Here is a 16,809-nt window from a genome sequence, read left to right as displayed (position 1 = left end):
AATAAACCTTTAGCTAAAAACCATTTTAATTGCGATAACAACAAGCAGTACCGCGAAAACTTTCTTTATTGTATTAACAGGTAAATAATGAGTTGCTTTAGCCCCGTAAGGCGCCACAAACCACGACGTAATAACAATACCAAATAACGCAGGTAAATATACAAACCCTGCAAAACCATGTGCTAAGTCGGTCACCTTCCAACCCGCGCTAATGTAGCCAATAGAGCCAAATAAGGCAATTACAATGCCCGAAACGGCAGCGCAGCCAATGGCTTTTCTTATATCAATAGAAAAGTAATTGAGCATAGGCACAATTAACGCTCCACCACCAATACCAATCAAGCCCGATAAACCACCCATAATAGCGGAAATACACCCTAAAATAGGACCCGGTGGGAGCGGCTTAGTTGATGAGGGTTTATTACGTGATGATAGCGCCATTCTAGCTGCAATAAATACAACACTTACTGCAAATACACTACGAAGTAACTGCTCCGGTATTAAGCTTGCGGCAAAGCCACTAATTAAAGCCCCTACTGCTACACCAGCCATAACCCAAGGTGCAACATGCCAAGGCACATTATCATTTTTATGATGAGCCAATGCTGAAGACGTAGAAGTAAATAAAATAGAGGCCAAAGAGGTCGCAATCGAAATAACTACAACATGTTCTGCAGATGTAACATTAAATAAAATCAGCAATGTGCTCAGTGCAGGCACAATTATTAATCCGCCGCCAATACCTAATAATCCTGCTAAAAAACCAACAATACAGCCTAGTAGTGCGCAACATGCGACCAACAAACCTAAGTCATACATAGTTATCTCAAATGCCTTTTGAAGGCTTATATGTTAAAGGATTATAAAACGAATAGCATCTGCGTATTAAAATTAATTAAGTCAGTACTTTTTACTTTGGGGTATAAAATAGGTCACCTAAATTATGTTCTAACATAAAATTGCGCGTTAAACGCAGAACCTGTTTAGCTGTTGATTGTGCTAAACACTCGCTCAACAACTGCTCCATGTCGGCAACGCTCAAACGCCTAAGCACCCATTTTACCTTATTTAAAGACGATAAGTTCATACTCAATCGTCTGTAGCCCATAGCTATTAGCAATATGGCCCCTTCTGGGTCACCACCAAGTTCACCACATAAACTAAAGGGTAATTCGTAATTTTCACACTCACTGGCTATTTTACTTAAAACTCTGAGCACCCCTGGATGATAAGGATTAAAAAGCTCAGCAACACGCGCGTTGGCTCTATCTACTGCCAATAAATATTGTGTTAAATCGTTACTGCCTACTGAACAAAAATCTACTTTTTTAGACCATTCAGGCAACATAAACACACTGGAAGGCACCTCAAGCATAATACCAATATCGGGACGATCTATTTGCTGCTCAGGAAAGTGTTCGTTGAGTTCAAAATAAGCTTGTTCAAATAACCCTAATGCTTCATCTACTTCTTCAGTGCCGCTGATCATCGGCAGCATTATTTTTAAATTGCCTAAACCTATATTTGCCTTAAGCATTGCTTTGAGCTGATCTAAAAATAACTCGGGGTGATCAAGGCTAATACGTATACCGCGCCAACCCAAAAATGGGTTTTCTTCGGTTATATTAAAATAGTCGAGCACTTTATCGCCGCCAATGTCGAGCGTACGCATTACAACGGGATTTGGGTAATAACTAGTGAGCACTTCTCGATACCAATTCTCTTGCTCTAACTGAGAGGGAAACTGGCCTTTTTGCATAAACCACGCTTCAGTCCGGTATAAACCTACGCCGTCGCACACATGAGCGTTGTTTTGATCTGTTTTTAACTCTAGTCCGGCATTTAACAATAAACTGACGTGTTCGCCATCTGAAGTAATAGACTCATACTCTTGCTCTGCTAAAAAGCGATTATTTAACAGGTTATCTTGATGTTGTAAGTCTGCGTACTCATCTAATAACATCTGTGAGGGTGAGATATACAAGCGCCCTGCAAATGCATCTAAAATCATTGGTTTACCATCAAATTGAAGTAATGGTAAATCTTCTATCCCCCAAATAGCAGGGATCCCCATTGCGCGAGTCAAAATAGAAGCATGGCTATTGGCAGAGCCATTAACACTAACAACCCCTGCTAAATGCCCCTTTGGTACTTCAGCAAGCATGGCGGGGGTTAATGTATTAGCAATCAAAATAGTATTTGGGGGGTAATCTTTTATTGCGTGTTCGGTATTAACTAAGTGATGCAATACGCGTAAGCCTATGTCTTTAACATCAACAGCACGCTCTTTTATGTATGGGTCTTGCATCGCATTAAATTGCGAAATTAAACGCTCAATCACAATTTTAAGTGCGCTTTTTGCACACCATCCCTCGAGTAACTGAACCTCTACATTGTGACCTAAACTTTTAGCATCCAATAACTGTTGGTAAACATCAAATACGGCTAACGCCTCTTGAGGAATAGAGTCACTCAACGTCATCGAAAGCGTGTTAAATTCTTTTCGTGTGGCGGCCACCGCTTGAGTAAATAGCCGCCGCTGCTCTGTTACATCACTATTTTTTTGAAGCTCAATTGATTTAAAGTCAAGCTTTGGTAAAAGCACAAAAGCAGTACCTATACCTATACCCGGCGCACTGGATACCCCTTTTAAAACGGATGTTTGATGAGATGACTCGTCTTGGCGAAGTACTTCTTTAATTTCGGCATGTGCCAATTGTGAAGCAAGCTGAGCAGAAAGCGTTATTAAAAATGATTCTTCATCTTGGCTGAAAACACGGGCCATTTTTTGTTGAACAACAATAACGCCTAACACTTTTTTTTGATGTACCACAGGCACCGACAAAAAAGCATTATAGCCTTCTTCGTTTACCTCAGGAGAGAGCTTAAAGCGCGGGTGAGATTTAGCAAAGGCAATATTTATGGGCTCTTCGCGTTGAGCAACTAATCCTACTAAGCCTTCTGTAAAGCCAATTCTAAACTTACCAACCGCATCAGGATTTAACCCTTCGGTAGCCATAAGCACAAAGTTGTCTTGGCTATAATCAGCAAAATAAATAGAGCAGCACTGGGTTTTCATGGCGTCTTTAACCATTTGCACAAAGCACACTAATGCAGTGTCTAAATTCGCTTGTTGCGATACAGACTCAGCAATAGACCTCAATGTTGCCAGCATGTCCTGCTCCTTTATTTTACTATAATGTTATTACCTTTTACTTCGCCAGTGGTCTTTATGTTGTTCTCTTTTATTAAAAGGCATAGCGAAAGGAGCAAACTCCTTCATTACACGTCGGTAAACATCCCGTTTAAACGACACAACCTGCCTTACAGGATACCAATAGCTCACCCAACGCCAGTCATCAAATTCTGGGTGATGAGTTTTAAGTAAGTTTACATCTTCATCTTTACAACGAAGTTTCAGTAAAAACCATTTTTGTTTTTGCCCAATACACACCGGACTTGAGTCGCGACGAATTAATCGTTTGGGTAATTTATAGCGTAACCAATGTTTTGAACTTGCGACAATTTCTACATCTTCTGGTCGCAGTCCGACCTCTTCGTGTAATTCACGGTACATAGTTTGTTCTGGTGTTTCACCATCATCAACACCGCCTTGGGGAAATTGCCAAGAGTGCTGACCGTAGCGCCTGGCCCAAAATACTTGTCCCTGATTATTGCAAATTACAATTCCGACATTGGCACGAAAACCTTCGGCATCAATCACCTTAGTGCCTCATTTGTAAGTCGATTTTTAATGATTGTTCCACATTAGCCGCAATACGGCAAACACTATTATAAGCGAGCCAGTGGGTAAGTGTAATTTACACTCAGCTCAGAGATGAAAATACTGAGATACGAGTAAAAAGATTTAAAAAAATGTATGAAAGCTATTGCAGTTATTATTTTGCTCTAGTTACTCACAGTTTGTGCATAACTTTTAAAAAACACGTTCATTTTGCAAACAAATCCACAATAAAAGATCGAAAACGTGTTGTTCTCCACAGATTCTGTGGATAAACATGTTCATATAGTTGTATTTATCCCTGTAACTTTTATTACGCCCAATACAATCAATACTCGCCAACAGAAAAAAGCCAAGTTAGTCAGCAACTTAACGAATTAGATGCAATTTTCACAATGTATAAAATTAACACACCCAATCACCGAACAAAAAACACACAACCCTAAAGATATCCACGGCTTAGCTGATTTGCTATCATGAGCATGGTATTTATTCAACTCAAATTAGTGCTATGCGTCCAACTAAACCACATTCAATTAATGACCTTATCCAACGTGTTAACAATATTGCAGGCCTTACGCTTGGGCAACTTGCCGAGCAATATAACTTTAAAACCCCTGATGACTTACTAAGAGAAAAAGGCTGGACGGGTCAATTAATTGAGTACGTTTTAGGTGCAACAGCAGGTTCTAAACCCCTTCCAGACTTTGAGGATTTAGGTATTGAACTCAAAACGCTGCCTATTTCCTATAAGGGCAAACCTCTTGAAACCACCTTTGTATCGGTAACACCACTAATAAACGTAACGGGCATGACATGGCACACTAGTGCGGTTCGTAAAAAGCTTAACCACGTTTTATGGCTTCCGGTTTTAAGCGAGCGTGATATAGCACCGTTTAATAGAACCATTGGCAGTGGCTTTTTATGGCAACCAACGCCTGAGCAGGACGCTAAACTACAACGAGACTGGGAAGAGCAAATGGAGCTTATTGCGCTTGGTAGAGTTGATGAAATATCAGGCCATTTAGGCGATGCAATGCAAATTCGTCCAAAAGCCGCTAATAGCAAAATTGTGACAGATGCCATTGGCCCAAACGGGCAAATAATAAAAACCCTGCCCCGTGGCTTTTACTTAAAAACCAGTTTTACAGGTGAAATTTTAAAGCAGCAATTCACTTTGTGAGCGTTTTATTATCAGGGACTTCGTTGAGCACTTTGTTAATAACGTAAAAAAAATGAAATAGACCTAAAATGATATTCACAAACGTCAAAACCAAACTTATACCTATACTACTTTTAGTATTAGAGTTTTTATTTAGAAAAAAAATAAAGCCTGAAAAAATAAGCAAAAATGGTAAGACGAGAATGTAATAAAAAGATGAGTGAAAATACATTATTTAAAACTCCTAAAAAGGGGAGTTCCCCCCTAAATTTAAATTATTGAGCGTTGCATTTACGCTTTTTTATTGATGTATAAATACACCAAATAAAATGTGCAAACCCAGCGGGGAAAAATAACATCGTTAAAATAAAGTTAAGTATAACGTTATGTTTAACGTTTGTTTTTAATGTCGCTTTTTTTAATAAATAAGCCATTGTTAACGCTATAGGCAATATTACTATTAAGTAACTGTAATCGTTGACTGAAATATTCACTTTAATTAAAGCCATTAAGTTGTGTAAGGATTGATAAGGAAAGCGCTGCAGAAAAAATGAAATGTTTTTTCACTACAATTCCCTGTAAGTTGAAGTCCATACTAACAAAAAACACCTAAAAAACATAAAAGAGAAATAAAAAATCCCCGCATTGGCGAGGATTTTATAGCTTAAAATTTAAAATCAGCTTCTAAAAAATTACTGACCTTTAACTTCTTTTAAACCGTTGTACGGTGCTTTAGCGCCTAATTGCTCTTCAATACGAAGCAATTGGTTGTACTTAGCTACGCGGTCAGAACGACTTAATGAACCCGTTTTGATTTGACCTGCCGCAGTACCTACTGCTAAATCAGCAATTGTTGCATCTTCTGTTTCACCAGAACGGTGAGAGATAACAACAGTAAAGCCAGCGTCTTTCGCCATTTTAATAGCTGCTAACGTTTCAGTTAGTGAGCCGATTTGGTTAAACTTAATTAAGATTGAGTTAGCAATACCGTTGTCGATACCACGTTTTAAAATCTTAGTGTTAGTTACGAATAAATCATCACCTACTAACTGGATTTTATCGCCCATTAATTTAGTTTGGTGAGCAAATCCATCCCAATCAGACTCATCTAAGCCATCTTCAATTGAAACAATTGGGTATTGCTGAGTTAGCTCTTGTAAGAAGAAGTTAAATTCTTCAGACGTGAATTTTTTGCCTTCACCTTTAAGATCGTAGATGTTTGCTTCTTTGTCGTAAAACTCAGAGGCAGCACAATCCATTGCAAGCGTAATATCTTTACCTAACTCGTAACCTGCATTTGCTACTGCAACTTTAATTGCTGCAAGTGCTGCTTCGTTAGACTCAAGGTTTGGCGCAAAGCCACCTTCATCACCTACAGCTGTTGAGTGACCATCTGCTTTAAGTACTTTTGCTAGGCTGTGGAAAACTTCTGCGCCCATACGTAGGCCTTCGCGGAAGTTTGAAGCGCCAACAGGTTGGATCATAAATTCTTGAATATCTACAGAGTTATCTGCGTGTTCACCACCATTGATGATGTTCATCATTGGAAGTGGCATTGAATAAACACCCGGTGTGCCATTTAAATCAGCAATATGCTCGTATAGCTCTACTTTTTTAGACTGAGCTGCGGCTTTAGCTGTTGCTAGTGATACTGCTAAGATTGCATTTGCACCTAATTTTTCTTTGTTTTCAGTGCCGTCTAAATCTAGCATTACTTTATCAACTGCACTTTGGTTAAGTGCGTCTTGGCCAGCTAGCGCATCAGCAATTTCTTTATTGATGTAACCAACCGCGTTTAATACGCCTTTACCTAAGTAACGCGCTTTGTCACCATCACGTAACTCTAATGCTTCGCGAGTACCAGTAGATGCGCCAGAAGGTGCTGCCGCACGACCCCATGAGCCATCAGCTAAATGTACATCCGCTTCAACAGTTGGGTTACCACGCGAGTCCATGATTTCGCGACCAATTACTTTTACGATATTTGACATCTTGTTTCCTCTATATTCCCAAAATGGTGAGTTTTGTTTACTTTACTATGTTTTGCATAGTTTAGTCAGTCTTAAAACAAAAAAGCCGTGCAATATATGCACGGCTTTTTATAAATTACGACGACGCTTTTTGGTGGATATGCGCTGCTGCTACAAATCCTTCAAATAGCGGGTGACCATCACGTGGTGTTGACGTGAATTCCGGGTGGAACTGCGCGGCAATAAACCAAGGGTGATCTTTATTTTCAATAATTTCTACTAGCTTTTTATCTTCAGATAAACCAGAGAATGTTAAACCTGCTTTTTCAAGTTGGTCTACAAAGTTGTTATTAACTTCATAACGGTGACGATGACGTTCTACAATTTCGTCGCTACCGTAAACTTCGTGTACCTTAGAGCCTGGTGCTAAGTGACATTTTTGAGCGCCTAAGCGCATTGTGCCACCAAGATCTGATTTCTCGTCACGAACTTCCACTTTACCTTCGGCGTCTAACCACTCAGTGATTAAACCTACAACAGGCGCTGCTGATTTAGCATTAAATTCTGTAGAGTTTGCATCGGTTAAGCCTGCAACATTACGTGCATACTCAATAAGCGCCACTTGCATACCTAAACAAATACCTAAGTAAGGCACTTTATTTTCACGTGCGTATTTGGCCGCTAAAATTTTACCTTCAACACCACGACCACCAAAACCGCCTGGTACTAAAATAGCATCAAGGTGAGAAAGCAGCTCTACACCTTTGCTTTCTAAGTCTTGTGAATCAACATATTCAATGTTGATAGTTAAACGGTTTTTAAGGCCCGCATGTTTTAAAGCTTCGTTAACAGACTTGTATGCATCGGGTAGTTCAATGTATTTACCAACCATGCCAATGGTTACTTCACCCGTAGGGTTAGACTCTTGGTACAATACTTGTTCCCACTCAACTAAATCAGCTTCAGGTGCGTCTAAGTGAAAACGACGACATACAAAGTTGTCTAGTTCTTGTGATTTTAACAGTGCTGGAATTTTATAAATACTGTCTACATCGGGTAGTGAAATTACCGCTTTTTCTTCTACATTGGTAAACAATGCAATTTTTGCACGCTCATTGTTAGGTAACTTACGGTCTGAACGACAAATTAGAATATCTGGCTGAATACCAACAGAGCGAAGTTCTTTAACTGAGTGCTGTGTTGGTTTTGTTTTCACTTCGCCTGCAGGGCCTAAGAAAGGCACTAACGTTAAGTGAATAAAGAGTGCGCGTTCGCGACCTATCTCTGTGCCCATTTGACGAATTGCTTCGATAAACGGTTGTGATTCTATATCACCTACTGTGCCACCAATTTCAACAATTGCTATATCATGGCCTTCAGCGCCTTCGTAAACACGCTGTTTAATATCGTTAGTGATATGAGGAATAACCTGAATAGTTGCGCCTAAGTATTCACCACGACGCTCGCGACGTAATACGTCTTCATATACGCGGCCTTGTGTGAAGTTATTTCGGCTAGTCATTTTGGTGCGAATAAAACGTTCGTAGTGACCTAAATCAAGATCAGTCTCTGCGCCGTCTTCTGTAACGTATACTTCACCGTGTTGAATTGGGCTCATTGTGCCTGGGTCAACGTTGATGTAAGGATCCAGCTTTAAAATAGTAACATTTAAGCCACGGGCTTCTAAAATAGCCGCCAACGATGCTGCTGCAATACCTTTACCCAACGAAGAAACAACCCCGCCAGTAACGAAGATAAATTTTGTACTCATGCGAACCCTAGAATATCAGGAATTAAAAGGAATATAACACCCAAAAAAATGGCTATGGGCATATCATCAAGACGGGGCGAAATTGTACCAAAACACGCTTTAGCAATCCAGCTAAAATTAGCGAATGGGCGATTAAAAAACGTGCGCTATTTTATTTATGTTTTTTGATTGCTTCCCATGCATTATCCATTTCTTCAAGGCTTGCCGTGTCTAAGCTTTTACCTTGTGCTTGCAAGTACGCCTGTACCTTTTCAAATCGGGCAGAAAACTTATCATTTGCATTTCTGAGGAGCTGCTCTGGGTCGCGTTTAACGTGACGCGCTACATTAACAGTGGCAAACAGTAAATCGCCAAGCTCTTCTGCTGTGTGATCCGACAAGGGGTTTTGTGTTATTGCTTCTTTAACTTCAAGTACTTCTTCGCTTACCTTATCAAGCGCACCATGATAGGTGGGCCAGTCAAACCCCATTGAGGCTACTCGCTGTTGAATTTTTTTAGCCTTGCTAAGGCTTGGCATATTTGCAGGAATATCTTGCCATAACAGTGGTTCTTCAGATATTGTTTTTTCGCTTCGCTCTTGAGCTTTAATAGCTTGCCACTGAGCTGATAACTGCTCATCATTGAGGGCTTTTTTATCGCCAAAAACATGAGGGTGGCGACGTGTTAATTTTGCATTTAGTTGTTCTATTACGTCGTTAAAGTCAAACAAGCTTTGCTCTTGAGCTAATTGGGCATAAAACACTATTTGAAACAGTAAGTCTCCAAGCTCATTTTTAAGCTCATTTAAATTACCCGATTCTATACAGTCGGCAACTTCGTAGGCTTCTTCAAGTGTATGCGGCACAATTGATTTAAAGTCTTGTTTGAGATCCCAAGGGCAACCACCATTGGGATCTCTTAGTGTTTGCATAATATTCAGTAATTCTGTTAATGCTGAATGGTTAGCCAAAGCTACTGCCCTCGCTTAGCATGGTGAACACCTTCAATTTGGTGCAATTTAGACAGTACACGATTAGTGCCCGATAAATCATGTACTTCTATTTGCATGGTAAATACTGCTAACTGGTCAGCGCCCACCGTATTTACATTCATGTTAAGTACGTTTACTTTTTCGTTAGCCAGTACAGAACTGATATCGCGAATTAGTCCAGATCTGTCGCTTGCTTCAATTTTTATACTGAGCGCGTATGATCCATTTATATCTTCAGACCAACTAACTTCAACAACACGCTCTGGGTGCTGCGTTTTCAAATTATTAAATGAATCACAATCATCACGATGTACACCAATACCACGGCCTTGCGTGATATAACCGATGATCTGATCACCTGGAACGGGGCGGCAACATTTAGCAACGTGGCTCATTAAACTACCCACACCATCAACCACTATGCCGTTTTTATCGCCCGTTACTTTGCTTGGTGCTTTAAAACGAATAACAGGTTCGTCTTCTGTACGGTCAGTAACAAAATTAAGCATTTGGTTAAGACGCACATCGCCTGCTCCAATTGCGACCATTAAGTCATCAAGCTCTTTAAAGTTAAATCGCTTGATTGCTGGGGCTAAATCTTTGTATGTTAAATCAAGCTTTTGCAGCTCGTTATCAAGAATTTCTTTACCCGCACTTAAGTTTTTGTCGCGGTCAAGTTGCTTAAACCAATGGTGTATTTTGGCACGTGCACGAGATGATTTAATATAACCCAGTGACGGATTTAACCAATCTCTACTGGGATTTGGCTGTTTTTGTGTGAGGATTTCGACCTGATCGCCCGTCGTTAATTGATGCGTAAACGGCACTATTTTGCCAAATACTTTTGCGCCAATACAACGATGTCCCACATTAGAATGAATGTAGTAAGCAAAATCGAGCGGCGTGGCCCCTAATGGTAGATCAAAAATATCGCCGCGCGGGGTAAATACATATACACGGTCTTCAACAACTTGGTTTTTTAGCTCTTCAGCTAAATCGCCGCCATCCACCACTTCTTCCTGCCATTGCAGTAATTTACGTAACCAGCTAATTTTTTGCTCGTAACCCGAGCCACGCCCAGGTAAAGCCCCTTCTTTGTACATCCAATGAGCGGCTACACCGAGTTCTGCATCTTGATGCATATCTTGCGTGCGGATTTGTATTTCTACGGTTTTGCCCTCAGGGCCAAAAACAACGGTGTGAATTGACTGATAGCCATTTTGCTTAGGCGTTGCAACATAGTCATCAAACTCTTTGTTCAAATGGCGCCAGTTGGTATGCACTATACCCAGCGCACCGTAGCAATCTTGCAAGCGGTCAACCACAATACGCATAGCCCGTATGTCAAAAAGTTGATCAAACTCGTAGTTTTTTTGCGCCATTTTTTTGTAAATACTGTAGATATGCTTAGGCCGACCATATACTTCGGCGTCTATACCTGCTTCACTTAAACGACTTTTAACCTGTTCTACCATGTCTTCCATATAGGCTTCACGGGCAAGACGTTTATCATCTAGCTGTTTTGCTATTTTTTTGTACGTATCTGGGCGTAAATACCTGAACGATAAATCTTCAAGTTCCCACTTTAATTGGCCAATACCAAGTCGGTTTGCTAAAGGAGCAAAAATGTCGGCCGTTTCTTTGGCGGCAATAACACGCTCTTCTTCACCTGCATTTTTAACGTTACGTAAATGACATACCTGCTCAGCAAGTTTAATCACCACAGCGCGCACATCCTCAACCATGGTTAATAACATTTTACGAATATTATCGACTTGAACAGTGCCTTTACCTTGGTGCGACAAAGTACTAATAGTCGCCATTTGAGAAACCCCCGTTAACAACAAAGATATATTGCTTCCAAGCTGCTCTTGAACGGTTTCAAGGGAGACCACATCATTTAAAAAATAAGGTGTTAGATACGCTGTAGCTAACGACTCAGCATCGAGGTTTAACTCGACTAAAATTTCCACCATTTCTATGGCTGTATTTTGCCAGTCTTGGTTATCACTTTTAACACACAGCGCTTGCGCCTTATTAAGCAACTGAGTCTTTTCTGTAGATAGGTCGAGTGCTTTTAACCGTGTAAAAAGATCACCCGTTTCATCTTGTTGATGTGATTGACGTGTCGCTACCATAATGCGCTTTACCTCCGTTGAAATAACGCCATAGTTTCAATATGCCCAGTATGAGGAAACATATTCATTAGCCCAATTTTGTTGAGCTCAAAGCCTGCTTGCGAAATAATAGCGCTGTCACGGGCTAGGGTAACAGGGTCGCAAGAGACGTATAAAATTGTTTTAAATTGCTTTAAAGGTAATTGCTCTAATATAGCCATTGCACCAGTACGTGAAGGGTCTAATACCAACACATCTAGGTTTTTATTAAACCACTGCGCATTTTGTATTTTTTGCGTTAAATCAAAACAATGAAACTGCGCGTTACTGATAGAGTTAGTTTGCGCATTTTGCGCGGCCATTGCAACCGCAGAAGCAACACCTTCTATACCAATCACCGTTTTTGCTTGTTTTGCCAGCACAAGTGAAAAGTTACCAATACCACAAAATAAATCTAATATATTTTCATTACCACTTAAACCAAGCCAATCTACCGATTGTTTTAACATAGCTTGATTAACTTGAGCATTAACTTGAATAAAATTATCCAAACCAAACTCAAATTTTAGTTTAAATTCATCTAGGTAATAGTAAGGCATAGTAATATTAGTATGGTCAATTACATCACTTTCGCTTTGCCAAATAACTGAGTATTTGTAAGGCGTACAGGCTTTTATTACCACAGCTTTTACTTCATCACTAATTGCTTTAGTGTGACGAATAACTACAAAGTTATGCGTTTCACTTTGGCATAATTGCAGGTGGCTTATACTGTGTAATGACTTATTGTGATTAATTAATTCATCAAAGAGTGTAAAAACAGTTTCATAGGCGTCAGTCAAAACTGCACACTTATTAATACTTACAATATTTTTTGAACCACTCGCTCTGTACCCTATACGCATTTTTTTAGCGGCCTTATCAAACATAACCGCTATCCGTGCACTTCGCCTATAATGCGTTGAACTACTTAATAATGGAGCTTGCCAGTTTAAATTTGTTTGCTTGGCAAATTTTTCGAAAAGCTGTTCAACTGCGGCTTGCTTTTCAACTACTTGCTGGTTTACATCTAAATGCTGTAATTGACAGCCTCCACAATGGTTATAATGCTCACAAAAAGGCGCTACTCTGGCTTCACTTGCTTTAATCACCTTGTGTGTAATTGCACTACTGTAACGCGCCTTATCATCAACAAGGGTCGCTTTTACTTTCTCGCCCGGTAATGCGCCTGCGACGAAGCACACTTTATTGTTATATTTTGCTATGCCACGGCCTTGGTGATCCATATTTGTTATATCGAGCACCACTGACTTTTGTTGAAGAGGTTTTTTTTTCGCTTTAAAAATTTGCGCCATGTGGCATTACCTTACATTTATTTAGGTTAAAACTCGTAACTAATCACGTGTAGGTGAAGCTTTGAGAATAGGCATCGAAACGTATATACTCAAAACATACTAATAATGATAATAATGCTCCCACTATGACCAAATTAGGCTTACGTGATTCTGTTTTAACTTTGACCCTGATCCCCACTGTGATCATTGGATTGCTGCTTGGTGGTTATTTTACAGTAAATCGTTACATTGAGCTTGATGAAATTTTATATCAGCAAGGTGCAACTATTTCGGAGCCTTTAGCAATTGCCTTAGAACAACCGCTTCTTGATAAAAATAAAGTATTACTAAATCGTTTAATCAGTTTTACACATAATCGGCACTCCCCGTCTATTAAGTCAATTGCTATATTTGACACTAACAACGAGCTGTTGATGACGAGTAATTACCACCGATCATTCGATGAATTAATCAATCAAGCGTCTCTTGCATCACTTAAAGCCACAAAAATAGAATCCTCAAAAGATATAATTACCTTCTATACGCCAATTGTTGGTCATTCTTCACCTAATACTCAATGGGACGCTTCAGCCTTTCAAACATCGTTAGGTACGGTCATTTTACAGCTAAACAAAGATAAAGCCGTTATAGGCCAACAACGCGCCTTACTTATTAGTGGCATAGTTATTATTTTATCTTTGGTATTAGCGGCAATTATGGCATTTAAACTTAGCCGCATGTTCATGACCCCTTTAAATAAGTTAGTGCTTGCAACCGACAAACTCGTTGAGGGAAAAAGAAGTACTGGCCTTACTGATACCATGTTGGGTGAATTTGATATTCTTCGCGAAGGGTTAAACACCATAGCCGATACTATGGTAATGCAAAAAGACGAAATGCAAAAAAATATTGACCAAGCAACCAGTGATTATCGTGAAACGCTTGAACAATATGAAACGCAAAATATTCAGCTCACAATGGCAAAAAAAGAAGCACAAGATGCCAATCGTGTTAAGTCTGACTTTTTAGCAAAAATGAGTCACGAGTTGCGTACACCACTTAATGGTGTAATGGGGTTTACCCGCCAGCTGTATAAAACACCACTGAACAAGCATCAAAAAGATTACCTCGATACAATCATGTTATCGGCTAATAGTTTAATGACCATTATCAGCGATATTTTAGATTTTTCTAAACTAGAAGCTGGGGCGATGGAACTTGAATCGATTCAATTTCAATTGCGCGATGCAGTAAATGAAGTAATGACATTACTTGCCCCAAGCGCCCATGAAAAACAGCTTGAGCTCTCTATTTATATAAACCCGCAGGTCCCTGACGACTTGACTGGCGATCCTACTCGCTTTAAACAAGTACTTATTAATTTATTAAGTAACGCAATTAAATTTACCGAGCAAGGTTCTATAAAAGTAGATATTAGCTACCGCTTACTTGATGAAGAGAGTGCCTCTGTTTTAGTGTCGGTAACAGATACCGGTGTGGGTATACCAATGGATAAGCAAGATTCATTGTTTACTCCTTTTGGCCAAGCAGATTCAAGCATTACGCGCAAATTTGGGGGTACCGGCCTCGGCCTGATTATCACGAAACATATTGTTGAAGCGATGAATGGTCGAATATCGTTAAACTCAGCGCCTGGTAACGGAACATGTTTTACATTTAATAGTGTTTTTAGGCTGCCTAATCACGTATTTACAAACGATCTACCAAGTAAGTCACTCATTGGTAAGCGTATTTTATACCTTGAGCCGCACGAGCATACGCATCATGCTGTACTGTCTTTATTGACTGAGTGGCAAGCAAATGTAACGCCATGCTTTAACGAAGCCAGCTTTTTATCGGCCGTAGAAAATACCCAAACTAAATTTGATATTTGTTTAATTGGTCACATGGCATCGGTTGATCACATGCAACTATTAAAAGGCTATGTAAAAACAGTAAGAGACTCGACCGACTATTTATATTTAATGCTTAATACCGTTTCACATAATATGCGTGAGGCGTTTATTGGCAGCGGTGCAGATGCTTGCCTAAGTAAGCCCCTTAATCATCGTAAGTTATGTGAAGTGCTTGCCGCACCATATAGACTCGACCACCCTGTTCATAATATAGAACAGAGCGAGCAAAAATTATTACCGCTTAAAGTGCTGGTCGTTGATGATAACGATGCTAACTTAAAACTTATATGTACATTGCTCGATGAACAGGTTGAAGTAATTGATACCGCTCATAATGGTTCACAAGCTTATAGTTTAAGTAAAAGTCATAAGTATGATGTTATTTTTATGGACATTCAAATGCCGATAATGGATGGCATAACCGCATGTAAACTTATCCAAGAGTCATCCCTTAATGAAGATACACCTATAATTGCAGTAACTGCGCATGCCCTGCATAGTGAAAAAGAACAACTACTGAAAGATGGCTTTAAAGGATATTTAACCAAGCCTATTGATGAAGATACACTTAAACAAATTATTAGCGACCACAGCCCACAAACGCCAATAAACCGTGAAAAAAGCAAAAATGAAATACCACAAAGTCCAGCGCCTTTTGAGAGTAGCCGAATAGATTGGCCCCTTGCATTACAACGCGCTGGCGGAAAAAACGAATTGGCGCTTGAAATGCTTAATATGCTGCTTTTAAGCGTACCAGAAACGCTTAATTTACTAACTAAAGCTATTGATAATGAAGATTGCGAACAAGTACTCAGCATTGTTCATAAATTTCATGGTGCGTGTTGCTACACCGGTGTACCGAAATTAAAATCGTTAGCTGAAACTATTGAGACTTCACTTAAAAATGAGTGCGTGCTCGAAAATATAGAACCTGAACTTTTTGAGCTACAAGATGAGCTTGAAAACCTATTGGTTGACGCAAAAATGGATAGTAAAAACAAAAAAGACGTGCTTTAAGCGCGTCTTTCAATTATGCCTTAACACTCATACTTGATAGTTAAGTTAAAACAGCTAGTTATAATTAAAGTTAAATCCGCGCTTCAATCATTAGGCGCTTCATATCACGCACCGCTTTATCTAGGCCATCAATGGCGGCACGCGCAATAATAGCGTGGCCTATATTTAACTCATAAATTTCTGGCATAGCCGCTATTGGTTTTACATTATGATAATTTAAACCATGCCCTGCATTTACAATTAAGCCTAAACTTGCAGCGTATTGTACTCCTTGACGAATGTGTTCAAGTTCTTTGCTTAAGTCGCTATCGTTTGTAGCGTCTGCGTATGCACCGGTGTGTATTTCTACATAAGGTGCGCCACAGGCTTTTGCAGCATCTAATTGTGCAGTATCCGCGTCAATAAATAATGAGACTTTGATACCTGCATCAGTAAGGGTTTTAGTTGCCGCTTTTATTTTTTCTATATTACCTGCAACATCTAAACCGCCCTCAGTGGTCAATTCCTCTCGTTTTTCCGGCACTAAACAAACATATTCAGGCTTCACCTCTAAAGCAATAGCAATCATTTCATCGGTTACTGCTGTTTCGAGGTTCATACGTGTTTGAATGGTTTTTGCCATTACGTACACGTCACGGTCTTGAATGTGGCGGCGGTCTTCACGTAAATGAATGGTAATGCCGTCTGCACCGGCGTGCTCTGCAACGCTTGCTGCATGCGCTGGGTCAGGATACGTTGTTCCTCGTGCTTGGCGAAGCGTTGCAATGTGATCAACATTTACACCCAAAAGAATATCTTTCATTGTTTTAC

General features: G+C 39.8%; 11 protein-coding genes. 2 read left to right on the top strand and 9 right to left on the bottom strand.

Translation table 11 applies throughout. From position 1 onward, the window contains the following. Nucleotides 1-9 precede the first annotated feature (9 nt). The 3 genes from RF53_RS02645 to rppH form a co-directional block, all read right to left on the bottom strand. Complete coding sequence (locus RF53_RS02645) at nucleotides 10-819, bottom strand: sulfite exporter TauE/SafE family protein (RefSeq protein WP_006792676.1); 810 nt, start codon at nucleotides 817-819, stop codon at nucleotides 10-12. 91 nt (nucleotides 820-910) lie between these two features. Continuing rightward, complete coding sequence (gene ptsP / locus RF53_RS02640; RefSeq protein WP_039036549.1) at nucleotides 911-3,175, bottom strand: phosphoenolpyruvate--protein phosphotransferase; 2,265 nt, start codon at nucleotides 3,173-3,175, stop codon at nucleotides 911-913. Between the two features lie 30 nt (nucleotides 3,176-3,205). After that, complete coding sequence (gene rppH / locus RF53_RS02635) at nucleotides 3,206-3,724, bottom strand: RNA pyrophosphohydrolase (protein ID WP_006792674.1); 519 nt, start codon at nucleotides 3,722-3,724, stop codon at nucleotides 3,206-3,208. A 529-nt stretch (nucleotides 3,725-4,253) separates the two neighbouring features. Here rppH and mutH point away from each other — a divergent pair. Beyond that, entirely contained in the window at nucleotides 4,254-4,925 is a 672-nt protein-coding gene (gene mutH / locus RF53_RS02630; protein WP_039036548.1) for a DNA mismatch repair endonuclease MutH, read from the top strand. Nucleotides 4,926-5,596: 671 nt separating this feature from the next. Here the strand turns inward: mutH and eno are convergent. The 5 genes from eno to rlmD all read right to left on the bottom strand — a co-directional run bounded on the left by eno (nucleotide 5,597) and on the right by rlmD (nucleotide 13,087). Beyond that, nucleotides 5,597-6,895 carry a phosphopyruvate hydratase gene (gene eno / locus RF53_RS02615; RefSeq protein ID WP_006794158.1) on the bottom strand — a complete coding sequence of 433 codons (1,299 nt, stop codon included), beginning with the start codon at nucleotides 6,893-6,895 and terminating at the stop codon, nucleotides 5,597-5,599. Between the two features lie 115 nt (nucleotides 6,896-7,010). Next, nucleotides 7,011-8,645 (bottom strand): CTP synthase, encoded by a 1,635-nt coding sequence (locus RF53_RS02610; protein WP_006794157.1) that lies wholly within the window; start codon nucleotides 8,643-8,645, stop codon nucleotides 7,011-7,013. 151 nt (nucleotides 8,646-8,796) lie between these two features. Next, entirely contained in the window at nucleotides 8,797-9,594 is a 798-nt protein-coding gene (mazG, locus tag RF53_RS02605) for a nucleoside triphosphate pyrophosphohydrolase (protein WP_039036547.1), read from the bottom strand. Nucleotides 9,595-9,596: 2 nt separating this feature from the next. Beyond that, nucleotides 9,597-11,753 carry a GTP diphosphokinase gene (gene relA / locus RF53_RS02600; RefSeq protein ID WP_039036546.1) on the bottom strand — a complete coding sequence of 719 codons (2,157 nt, stop codon included), beginning with the start codon at nucleotides 11,751-11,753 and terminating at the stop codon, nucleotides 9,597-9,599. 8 nt (nucleotides 11,754-11,761) lie between these two features. Then, nucleotides 11,762-13,087, bottom strand: coding sequence for a 23S rRNA (uracil(1939)-C(5))-methyltransferase RlmD (gene rlmD, locus RF53_RS02595; RefSeq protein WP_039036545.1), 1,326 nt, complete (start codon nucleotides 13,085-13,087; stop codon nucleotides 11,762-11,764). A gap of 125 nt (nucleotides 13,088-13,212) precedes the next feature. Here rlmD and barA point away from each other — a divergent pair, with 125 nt between their 5' ends. Beyond that, complete coding sequence (barA, locus tag RF53_RS02590; protein ID WP_010555869.1) at nucleotides 13,213-15,999, top strand: two-component sensor histidine kinase BarA; 2,787 nt, start codon at nucleotides 13,213-13,215, stop codon at nucleotides 15,997-15,999. Nucleotides 16,000-16,069: 70 nt separating this feature from the next. Here barA and pdxJ read toward each other — a convergent pair whose 3' ends face one another. After that, on the bottom strand, nucleotides 16,070-16,801 hold the full coding sequence (gene pdxJ, locus RF53_RS02585) for a pyridoxine 5'-phosphate synthase (RefSeq protein WP_006794152.1): 732 nt from the start codon (nucleotides 16,799-16,801) through the stop codon (nucleotides 16,070-16,072). Between the last annotated feature and the right edge of the window lie 8 nt (nucleotides 16,802-16,809).

It is taken from the genome of Pseudoalteromonas sp. ECSMB14103, assembly GCF_000813065.1.
Classification (GTDB): Bacteria; Pseudomonadota; Gammaproteobacteria; order Enterobacterales; family Alteromonadaceae; genus Pseudoalteromonas; species Pseudoalteromonas marina.
The sequence above is the reverse complement of the archived record's forward strand: the minus strand, read 5'-3'. Positions and strand labels throughout refer to the sequence as shown.

Excerpts from the sequence above, each read along its gene's own strand:
- barA (WP_010555869.1), top strand. The coding sequence starts at position 13,213 with ATGACCAAATTAGGCTTACGTGATTCTGTTTTAACTTTGACCCTGATC.
- mutH (WP_039036548.1), top strand. The coding sequence starts at position 4,254 with ATGCGTCCAACTAAACCACATTCAATTAATGACCTTATCCAACGTGTT.
- pdxJ (WP_006794152.1), bottom strand. The coding sequence starts at position 16,801 with ATGAAAGATATTCTTTTGGGTGTAAATGTTGATCACATTGCAACGCTT.
- ptsP (WP_039036549.1), bottom strand. The coding sequence starts at position 3,175 with ATGCTGGCAACATTGAGGTCTATTGCTGAGTCTGTATCGCAACAAGCG.
- RF53_RS02645 (WP_006792676.1), bottom strand. The coding sequence starts at position 819 with ATGTATGACTTAGGTTTGTTGGTCGCATGTTGCGCACTACTAGGCTGT.
- eno (WP_006794158.1), bottom strand. The coding sequence starts at position 6,895 with ATGTCAAATATCGTAAAAGTAATTGGTCGCGAAATCATGGACTCGCGT.
- RF53_RS02610 (WP_006794157.1), bottom strand. The coding sequence starts at position 8,645 with ATGAGTACAAAATTTATCTTCGTTACTGGCGGGGTTGTTTCTTCGTTG.
- relA (WP_039036546.1), bottom strand. The coding sequence starts at position 11,753 with ATGGTAGCGACACGTCAATCACATCAACAAGATGAAACGGGTGATCTT.
- rlmD (WP_039036545.1), bottom strand. The coding sequence starts at position 13,087 with ATGGCGCAAATTTTTAAAGCGAAAAAAAAACCTCTTCAACAAAAGTCA.